This window comes from Rhizobium sp. PEPV16 (assembly GCF_008919455.1).
GTDB classification, from domain to species: Bacteria; Pseudomonadota; Alphaproteobacteria; order Rhizobiales; family Rhizobiaceae; genus Rhizobium; species Rhizobium leguminosarum_Q.
In genome coordinates this window covers 77,809-88,019 of the sequence record NZ_VSZV01000351.1, presented here as the reverse complement: position 1 = coordinate 88,019, position 10,211 = coordinate 77,809, and the positions used below count along the sequence as shown (strand labels likewise).

Sequence of the window (10,211 nt, the reverse complement as noted above, 5' to 3'; positions counted from 1 at the left end):
CGGTTGAGCAATAGCGTGAGGGCACGTTCGATGACCTCGCGATCGTTGCCTTTCAGAGCCTCCTGGAATTTGGCTATTGCACCGGCGAGCCCGCCTTCTCCATGTTCGAGGCAGTAGACGAGATCGTGCGCATCCTTGCGTTCACGCCGGTGATCAAAGGCAAACGCCTTGAGGCATGTGAATGCCACGATATCAGCGTAAGGGATGGATTCCGTCGAGCGGCCCTTTTCACCCAACAGGTCAGCGGTGACCTCCATTCGGTCGTGGTGCCGAAACACGAGTGACGCGTGAGGGATATTCACCGCAGAGACATTTCCTTCCGTCGGTAGTTCCTGCAATGCGCCGCCCCGGAGCTTCGGATCGTCTGCCAAGAACTCCAGAATGACGAGAATGCCATGCTCGGTCTTGGTCTGCCAACGCCAGTTGACTTTATTGCCCTTGTCATTTTGCGCACGCTCGAAACCCATTTTTTTGAGGTTCTGCTCGAGCGTCCGGTACGCCTCGGTGTCGGCGAGAATCGAAAGATCGACCACGACATCGATATCGCCGGTTCCTGCATGGGGCGGGACGTCGGGCGGCCGCTTGGTGACGATGTAGCGCGGTGCCAGACCACCGACCAGAAAGACGGAATCGCGCCAGGGGCCGAGGCTGCTGAAGAGCGTAACCAGGACGCGCTCGCAGTCCCGGGTAACATCGGCACTGTATTCGGTCAGTATCTGAGGTTTTGTCATTCGGGTACCGCGAGTTTTGTCAGCCGAAGATGCTCGGCTAATTCCTTTGAGCGACCGCTGTCAAGCTGCAGAAGGTCAAGGTAAGTTTGAAGTGGGTCTGTGACCCAGACATGATCGAGGCGTTGGCGAAACAGAAAGTCGTGGCGTGGATTCGAATCGATAATTCCCAGGTTCCAGCCCTCCTTAACAGCCTTTGCTCCGAGATTTAGGAGAAGGTTTTCGCTCCCGTGATCGATGCGGCAATGGATCTGGGATATTTTCGAGAGGTGCGGCGCATGGATCTGCCCAGCCATGAGCCCCGATATCTCGTAACGAATGCCCGTCTCGTCGCAGATCCTGTCAATCTCATGGATTGCCTCATCGATGCTGGCCATCCGCATATAGTACGAGCGGAGCGACTTTGGCTTGAGCGAAGCGACATAGGAAGACCACTCGTCAAGCAGCGCGCGGGGATTGGCGAGCATCCTTTCCTTCGATGGACCAGCCCCCTTGGAGTCCACCCATTCGCGGCGCTCTAGTTCGATAAGAACCTGGGATGCAGTTGTCGGAGACACGGATGCTCGCTCGGCCAGTTCATGCACACCGAACCATTGGTCCTTGAACGTCCAAACCCCGTGGAGGGCTTGCGCGCGACTTCCGACGAACAGGCTGTTGAGCGATCGAGCCTGCCGCTTTAAAGCAGGCTTTTCGATGAGAACAAAAAGATTGTCGGCCGAAAGATAGAGACTGCCGCTACGATCGAAATAACCAATCTTCTCCTCGCGCAGAAGCGCTCTGGCACCAGGGGAAATGGAGTCGGCCATTAATAGCGGGAGAACTCTGGCATTGCCCGGCGGCATCGCTGCAATGTATCTTTTTAGCTGCCAGATTGCTTCCCTGACGTCTCTTGGAAAAGCAGATCTTTTGGCTTCGACAACAAGCTTGAACGATGCGTCGGAAAATCGCGCGTCTAAAAGGAAATCTGCGTAAGATTTTCCGGTCTTCGCCTCAAGCCTTGGCTCGGACGTGATTTCCCCGCCTGCCTCCGTAAGGCTAGTCGCCAACTCGCTCAACATATCAAAAGCTATGGGCTCTTCCATCGATATTCCCTGCACAGCAAATATAGCCCTTATGCCGCATATTTGCAGAATTGTCGATATATACTGCGCAGCAAACAAATAGATAACGTTGGGGCTCTCCCGCCCCGACCGCTAGACAGGAAGTCGAAGGCCGAGACCTTCAGCGTGCTTTGACCGCAGGCGCCGCGTGACAGGCCGATTAAGAAATTTGGGCAGGCGATTCGCGTTCGAGATTTGGGCACTCAGCGAATTTCAGCTTTTCATTTCCGTGTATTCCTGTTGCTGGGCTATGACGTGGTCGTCTTCCCAGCGCGAGGGAACACAAAAACGGATCCTTTTCGGCAACCCGATATTCGGTTCAGGGTAAGAGAATTCCATTCGACAACCTGTAACTTCAAGAAGTAGATTTTGGCGCCACGGTTAGATAGCGTGCGGCCTCACGGTAAAATGTGGTGCTAATGCAAGCCAATGAGTGAACTCCCGGAGATATCGACTTTCGACAGTTCAATACGCTTCTTGATCCCTGTGGTCGACGGCGAGCCCACGAAGGCAACACCGCTCCAAGGCTTCTCCGTGAGCCTATGCCATAACGCGCGGCTCATTCGCGCGGCGTCGTTCCTTCCGTCTTCCATCTATGATCTAACCGAGGATGGTCTGCGGACCTTCGCGCCCCGGCGAATCTGCGGGGTCAATCCGATCAACTGGATTCCGATGTCTCCACGGGCGATCCGCGCCGCGCCGTTGCCCGCTTATCTACCTTTCAACGTCCTTTTGGTTGGCGCGATGCACGCTGCCGCCGACTTTCGCACTTGGGCGCAATCGTGCGCCATCGCTCCCCTCATCGTCGCAGACAAAGAGGGTGATCTGGCTTTATCGGATCTCACGATCAACGCGTTACAGGCGTATTGCCTATGCGCCTGCGATCGACTGCCTCGATCGGTCGCCCCGGACCACGTTCGTGACGCCAGAGAAGCGCTCCAAGGATGGTCGCCTCCTCCTTCACGTCGTCTCAAATACAAGATCCGGGGCCATGCAACCGTCGTCCCGAACTTGATGGCCCTGTCGGCCTTTGGGTTTGCAGACATGGTGGATGGCCCCTTTGACGACATAAGTAACGGGATCGACCCATATGTCGAGCAAATCGTGGCCACTACCAAGAGTATCTACGCGGAGCGCGAAAAATCCGATGCTGGAGGTGCTAGCGACGCCTATCGCAGCTTCCCCGACCTGAACCTGTTTGCGCCGGCAATGTTCTCCCACGTGGCGACGATGGCTCCTCCCGCTGACATGGTGGGGCCAGAAAAGCAGCGGTTCTTAACGGTTAGGAACGCCCTTGTACGCCAGACTGGCTACGGGTACACCGCGAAAACACCGCATCAGGCAGAGGCTTTGTTCGGTGCGTCGCTGGAGGAGATAAAAGCAGGGCGAGCCAAACCGTCACCCCACCCGCTCTCGCGACTTCGCCAACTGGAGCTCGCCCTCGCTACCGAGGCGATCGCCGCCCTTTCAGCCTCGGATCTCTCGGCAACCATTCGTCTTCCAAACGCCGTCAACACGACATCGGGGGCGGTACGGCAGTTCGCAGCGCATTATCGTAGCGACGGGGACGGATCAAAAAAGCGGCTACGAGCCTTTCAGCAGCTACAGGCAGCACTCGCCTCGGCCTTCCCCGCACGCTTTCTGCCGCTCGTGAAATCATCAAAAGACGGAGTTCGCATTGTTGCCGACGCCCATATGGAATGGCTCGATGTCGATGGCCTTCCGCTTTGCCTGAGGAAGAACGTCTCAAGAATTCCAGTCACACCCGGGAACCTGTTCATCGACCAGCTGGCGCCGCTTCCTCTGGTCAGGCTAATCCCCGAAAGTTTCCGCCGGATCCTCGTCATCAGTGCACTGAAACGCGAAGACCCAATACGGCCGATGTTCGAAATCGCCTTTGATGCCTTCGGCGAGCACTGGCACGAAACGCTTCAAGTCGATTTCGTGGAGGTCTCTAATGCCGACGAGCTCGTTTCCGCCCTGAATGAGTTCGAAGGCCCCCTGGTAATCTTTGATGGACATGGCAGTCATCCAAAGGACGGGGTTGGGGTGTTGCACCTCAAGGACCAGGAGATTGACGTCTGGCAATTGCGCGACCGCGTTCCACAACCGCCGCCGATCGTCATTTTGAGCGCCTGTGATACCCACGCGGCCGATAGAAACCATGCGACGGTCGCAAACGGTTTCCTGGCTTTGGGATGCCGATCCGTCCTCAGCTCTGTCTTTCCCCTCGACGCACGCGCGGCCGCTGCATTCGCTGCGCGATTGGTCTTCCGGATTTCCGACTTTATCCCGGCCGCGGTGGAGACATTCGGCCGGGCGCTGACCTGGACCGAGATCGTCTCGGGCATGTTGAGAATGCAGGTCCTGACGGACTTTTTGCGATTGCTTCAGCACAGAGAAATAATCGACGAGGCGACCTACGTGGCGGTCCATCAGAAAGGCAATTTTTCCATCAATGGCGGGTCAAGTTGCCCGTTCGAGGATGTGCTCGATCTGCTCGAAGAGGACGGCCGCAGGAGAGAGCTACTGAAAACCTGCCTCGACACGGCGATCGCCAATTCGAGCGCGCTCGCCTACCTGAACCTCGGGCGTCCGGAAACGATCTTGCTGGACACGATGGAGCGGATGGCGAGAGACGATGACGATATTTCGGAAAGCGTGGCGTGAGCGCGGCTGCCGGCCGGGTTTTCATCAAAACAGTCAAGGGAAAAAGAGATGGTTGAGCTTCTAAGAACCGAAATCGATACCGAACATCGCTACCGTCTCACCTCGACCGACCGCGGCTATCTCCTGTCATGCGCTCAGCGCACAGAGATCGGTTTGATGATTGGACCATCGGAATGGCTCTATCGAACGAGAGAGGCTGCGGAGAAGGGGCTTACCCTCATCATGCTCATGAACGCCTGGTGGAGCGCCATGACACACGGTTATCCTGCCGGCGATCTTCCGAGCCGCTGCGAGATTGCCGGGGCAGAGCATGCCGAGGCGGTGGCGCGCCTCGGCGACCAACCCCTGGTGGGACGCGAGGTCAAGGACCTGCGAGAGCTTGAAGACGCGACTTTTAGCTAAGCCCACGCAGCGTTTGACAGACGGGCGACACTTTAGGAACGGCAGGTCCATGCGCGGGAAAGTAATCGAGTTCATCACGATCGAAGATGTCCGTCAGCTCATTGTGGACGGCGTGAGCGAGAGCCTGAACATCGAATTCAAACTGCATATCCCGGTGAGCCCGGAGGAGCAGAAGGCCCAGCGAGCGAAGGATCCGTCGCTTTCCGTTCCTCGCGGCTGGCAGGGCTCCGGGAGCATTTCGAACTTTGGACGCGATGCACTTTCCGAAGAGATTGTTGCCTTTGCCAATGCTGGCGGCGGGACGCTCGTTCTCGGAATGGAGGAGACCGAGGCAGCGCCGCCGAGAGCTTCGAGGCTGAACGTACTCCCGAATGTCTTCGACCTCGAGAGCCGCCTGCGCGATGCGTTCAACGATTGCATCGAGCCCAGGCTCCCCTACCTTGCCGTACGCTCCCTGGTGACCGAGAATGATGGCTCGGGGGTCGTGCTTATCGAAACCTCACCCTCATCGCTTGGTCCTCATTGGGTGAAGAAAAGCAGAAAACCGACCATTCGCAGAGAAGATCGATGCGATACTCTTTCAATGCCGGAGCTTCACGACATGGTGCTCAGACGCGCAAGATCGCTGGACGAGGTGCTGCACGGCAGGTTGAGGAACGGAGCCGATTCCAGAAGCACTTCGCAGACCACCTCGTTCATCTGAAGCCTGCGAATTTTCTCGGCGGCCCGAATGACAGCGGCGTTCCCGGTATGGCTGAAGCAGACCGGTCAGGCGGCTTTAGGCCTGCAGGTCACAAACGTTCCACACTTTGGAATCGGTCTCCCACGGCTCGAAAGCTTCAATGGCCTCGTTCCCAATCCCGGTGCCATCGGTATTCTACAGGGCTCAGAGCGGCGACCTACGCATTGGATTGAGACCTACACCTTATGTCGAAGGTTCGGGGCGCAAAATCCTTCGGCGGGGTGACGTCGCGCCAGGAGGGAGGGTTCGACAAGACCGTGACAGTCATGCGCGACGGCCTAGTAACAGTATCCTTCGTTCAGATCCGTCCGACGTCATCCTGCACATGCACGGCGGATCTCGTTATAACCGCCGCGGGTTTCGCCGTTGGGCTATTCGACCGCTTGAGGCGCAAGAGCAGTTATCCTGCAGCACCCGCCGACGTGAGCGTTGACATCCACACGATGGGCGAAGTCGGTATTGGCCGGTTCGATGGGTTCAATGGCGGGGCAGTGTTTGGCCGCTTGGCCTCCCGAACGGTGTTCCCGATTTACACTTTGGGCGACTCCCAGGATATTTCGGTGTTGTTGAACGAAATTAGTGGTGACTTGATGAACGACGGCGGAATGGACGCTACTTCCATCAACCCGGTGCCTGGCTCGGAAAGCTAACCAAGTGGAGCATGCGGGGACGTTCTAAAGTGAGGTGTAGAGGTGGCGGGTAATGTTTTGACCGTTCGAGAGACCGGCAGCGATGGGTCGCAGGGCCGGGAGATATCGATCACCGACGTAGAGTTTGCGCCGCTCGATTTTAACGCTCTGCGGGACGCAAAGCTCCACCAGCGTTTGGACATCCCGCTGAGAGGCCGCGGTCGGGTCCATTCGACCCAGGGTCTTGATATCCACCACGGAAAGATTGCGACTTTCAGCACGATCCTGGAGAGCCGCTTTACATCGAAAGCCATCGGACTTGTGCAGGGCGGATGGCTGCCTTCGGCTTTAGCACATATCGCAAATACAGTCGTGTTACCCGACCGCTGCGTGGTCGCCCAGCTCGCCTCACGATTGAAGGATGGGATTACGAGAGACGGATCCGAACCAGACTTCATCGACCTCTTCGCAGCCAATCCTGTTCGAATCAACCCCTTACTTTTTGTGCTTGAGGGGGACCAGGGAAGCAATCCAACGCCCGATCAACTCCGCCGGCACTTGGCTGAAGCACGCACGAAGCTGCGGTCGGCCTTGCCGAACTGCGAGATAGTTGCCGGAGATGACCAAGGTCTTCGTGGCGTACTGGGGCTCATCGAAGACACTCGCGAGGGAGGGCAGCGCAAGCAGTCATTCCTTCTTGAGATAAATCAATACGTCAAATCACCCGTGAGCCGCCAACGCCGCGACGTTGTTTGGAATCGCGTTGTTGATGCAGCGGCGCGTCACGGTCTTCCGACCGCTTCCCTCGTCGTCTTGGCTGCTCTGAGTGCGGTCGTCTCGCCGCAAAAGAACAATCCCGCTAAAGGCCTGCTTAAGTTTGGCCAGGAGTACGCTTTGGCGGATGTCTACAACGCGCTCGCCGACATTCGGGCGCTGGAGATCCTGACAGCTCTCTTCGGTTTTTTTCCGCACGAACATCTTATGCTTTGCACTGCGGACAGGGACATGGCGGTGTTCTGGGTGGGCGTGGCGGCCTCGAACTTTCGAGTTCAAGACGGGCGCTGCACGTATGACGTCAACCCGACACTACTACTTCCGAATATTTCGGCCACTCATTGGGGTTCGGTCTTCGGAACGAGCAACTAGTGCCTCAACATTCGCATGAACTCGCATAGGAAGGCCATCTTATCCCGAGGTGATCGATCGATGGGCGAACCTTGGTTCGGCTCGGTCCTCGCGCGTCGTGAGCAGAATCTCCAAACGGAATCAAATTTCTGCGCACGAAATTGACTTTTCGTGCGCTTGAACTATATTCTATGCATTAACCAATTGAGGAGTGCCGAGAATGGCGTTCAGAGCTGATGAAGCCGCCGTCAATGGTTTCGAACGAGCGAAAAGCTATCTAGTGTCGAGAAATTTCACTCCTGCTGAACGCTTGCGGAGCGAGCGTGCGCTACTGGATATCATCGATGAGTGTGGACCAGTTGTTGAAGGCTATCCGACATGGCATCCATTGGTATCGCGTCACGATGAGCACAATTCTGAGACTTATCCCAGTGATCGTTGCGGCTATCAGGGGCTTGATCACACGGTCTATTTCGCGCAAGGCTTTTTAACTTGCCCATATGTAAACGGCGAGAAAGTTGTCGCATCCGCTGACAGTCTCCCGCACCATCCTCGTGCAAAGATCACCGCTGAGATTCTTGACGTTCCCTTCTACAATACCGGTACCCAAGCGGTTCTTGTTCGCTGTGAATGGGATGCAATGCTTGAGCCGGGGAAGCTGGTGCCGAAATCACTTGCTGTCCCGCTTATGCTTGAGCAGGAAATCCCGGTTTGGCGATGGTCATCCCGGGCGGAGAACTGGGAAACGATGCGGCCTTACCTTCTCGGCGCTCCACATGGAAGCAGATCATCGCTCTTCGTCAGCCAAGATACAGCACTGGCAATGAAGAACATTTATCTCGCGATGGTTGAGAGTGGAATGTTCGGTCCCGTGAAGATGAGTTAATTGTGAAGCGAGCTCTGGGCCTTGAATTCTGCGTAAAGAACGAGCTCAGCTACTCATCAAACGATATGGATTGTTCGAAATGGCGCCAAAGCTGAAACCCGCAGGGTCCTCTCTCCGAGATAAAGTAGCTGGCCTCTTAAAATGCATCCACGCTGACGTGGAGCTCGAAAAGGGTCTCGCAGTTACCACTGCAGACGTCTTCTTCATTGATGAAAGCAGCCAGCTTTTTCCGAAGAAAATCGCCGTTGAGTGCAAAGACTGGAAGAAAGGTCTCGCCTCTTCTGACATCGCGGAAATTTATAATCTCTACAGGCCGTCACTCGACAGCGGTGAAATCGATAATTTATTGATCATCGGGGACAAGGAGCTTTCACAACAGCCATCAAGGTCGACCTCAGCACTGCGTGATGTGACGTACGTCTCATTTGAGCGGTTTGTCACGACGCTGATGAATTTTAGCTATGTTCTTCAGGACAACATTGCGGCTTATCACAATCACGATTCCTCGAAGAACTTCATCCACACCAACGTAAAAGGGCAAAACAAGAGCTTGGAGCAAGCAGCTCTCGATTGGCTCGCATCAGACGAGAATATCCTGCTGACTTACGGTGGATACGGCGTCGGGAAGACCAGTTTTAGCCTGTATTTCTGTAAATTGATGACCGAACGGCACCGATCGGGGGAATTCGATAGGATACCAATCCGACTGACGCTTGGGGACCTGTTCACCAAACAGGACCTCAAAGGTGTCATATGCTCAGCGTTGACCGGCGCCGATGGGGGCGCCGCCGTCCAAAACTTTTCCTACAATCTCTTCCTTCAGATGAACCGTGAGGGATATTTCCTTCTGATCTTGGACGGCTTCGACGAGATGCGTCACGCCATGACGCTCGACGATTTCAAGTTCATATTCGAGGATATGGCCCTTCTTTTCGAAGGCAATTCCAAAACTATTATACTTGGCAGACCCGACTCCTTCTTCTCGGCGGAGGAAGAGAATGCTGTCATCGACGCGATCTTAACGAATGTGCTCGGTGATTTGCGCCGCCTTCGAAAAGTGGAAGTTGACCTATTGCGCAGGGACCAAGTAGCCACTTACCTCGACAACTTTCTCGCACGGAAAGCCGCTGATCCAAACATCAACCGGCTAAGGCAATTCAAAGACCGCGCGCTCGAAGACGAGCTCGATATTCTGTCGAGGCCGGTTCAGCTGAATATGTTCACGACAATCATGAGCAGTGCCGCGGCGCCGGAGGGCAAATTCAGCCGATATGATCTCTATTTTCAATTCATCTACCGTTTTGTCCATCGTGAGCATTCGAAGGCGAGCCGCAAGCTAACTGTCGATCAGCTGGGCGATTCGTCCATCGGATACAGCGACCCCCGTACAATATTCATGCAGAGGTTGGCGTGGTGGCTTCTAACCGAGAAAAAGGAAAACCGTTTTAGAGCCAATGAAGTACCGGCCGATTTCGTCCCACAATCAATACGAAATTCGCGCAGCAGCGACGCCGCACTCAGAGAGATCATCGTCGGATCTGTGGTGGAGCACGTTGGCGAGCCCTCCGTACTTGGGACGAAAGGGCCGCGGATCTACTATTTCCCCCACAAGAGCTACGTCGAGTTCCTGGTCGCAGAATTCTTCTGTCGAGAAAAATTCAGCATCGAAATGTACACTACCTTCTTCCGCTACATGAATAGCGAGATTCTGTCGTTCATTGCGGAAGGTCCAGCAGAGGCAGTTTCGAACATGCGCGCCGGGCTTGAGCACGCCAAAGGCACGATCAGTCCAGAAGTCCTCATGATTACCGCGCGGGACCCAGCGATCGAGCAGGAAGAGAAGACACTGGCGGAGGGCAATACCACGCCTGGCCGCCTGTACGTCTATTACCAGTACCTTTTGAAGAATGGGAGAGCTCGGCAGGAGAT

At 55.6% G+C, this 10,211-nt stretch carries 9 protein-coding genes; 7 read left to right on the top strand and 2 right to left on the bottom strand.

Features of this window, described 5'->3' with window-relative positions:
* Both FY112_RS31340 and FY112_RS31335 read right to left on the bottom strand, forming a co-directional pair.
* The coding region (locus tag FY112_RS31340) for a GSU2403 family nucleotidyltransferase fold protein (protein ID WP_151520148.1) at positions 1–731 on the bottom strand (731 nt) is incomplete at its 3' end.
* Positions 728–1,810, bottom strand: a complete 1,083-nt coding sequence (locus FY112_RS31335; protein WP_151520116.1) for a type IV toxin-antitoxin system AbiEi family antitoxin — start codon at positions 1,808–1,810, stop codon at positions 728–730. The genes FY112_RS31340 and FY112_RS31335, both read right to left, overlap by 4 nt.
* Positions 1,811–2,257: 447 nt before the next feature.
* On the opposite strand from FY112_RS31335, the gene FY112_RS31330 reads away from it, so the two are divergent.
* The 7 genes from FY112_RS31330 to FY112_RS31305 form a co-directional block, all read left to right on the top strand.
* The gene (locus FY112_RS31330; RefSeq protein WP_151520115.1) at positions 2,258–4,498 is read left to right on the top strand and encodes a CHAT domain-containing protein; all 2,241 of its coding nucleotides are present in this window, start codon (positions 2,258–2,260) and stop codon (positions 4,496–4,498) included.
* Between the two features lie 48 nt (positions 4,499–4,546).
* Entirely contained in the window at positions 4,547–4,900 is a 354-nt protein-coding gene (locus tag FY112_RS37065) for a hypothetical protein (RefSeq protein WP_181018314.1), read from the top strand.
* Entirely contained in the window at positions 4,878–5,603 is a 726-nt protein-coding gene (locus tag FY112_RS31325; protein WP_181018313.1) for an ATP-binding protein, read from the top strand. Before FY112_RS37065 ends, FY112_RS31325 begins: the two co-directional genes overlap by 23 nt.
* 224 nt (positions 5,604–5,827) lie before the next feature.
* A complete protein-coding gene (locus FY112_RS31320; protein WP_151520113.1) occupies positions 5,828–6,292 on the top strand; it encodes a hypothetical protein in 465 nt (154 codons plus the stop codon).
* A 42-nt stretch (positions 6,293–6,334) separates the two neighbouring features.
* Positions 6,335–7,417, top strand: coding sequence for a hypothetical protein (locus FY112_RS31315; RefSeq protein ID WP_151520112.1), 1,083 nt, complete (start codon positions 6,335–6,337; stop codon positions 7,415–7,417).
* 199 nt (positions 7,418–7,616) lie between these two features.
* On the top strand, positions 7,617–8,282 hold the full coding sequence (locus tag FY112_RS31310) for a hypothetical protein (RefSeq protein WP_151520111.1): 666 nt from the start codon (positions 7,617–7,619) through the stop codon (positions 8,280–8,282).
* A 79-nt stretch (positions 8,283–8,361) separates the two neighbouring features.
* The coding region (locus FY112_RS31305) for a hypothetical protein (protein ID WP_210384814.1) at positions 8,362–10,211 on the top strand (1,850 nt) is incomplete at its 3' end.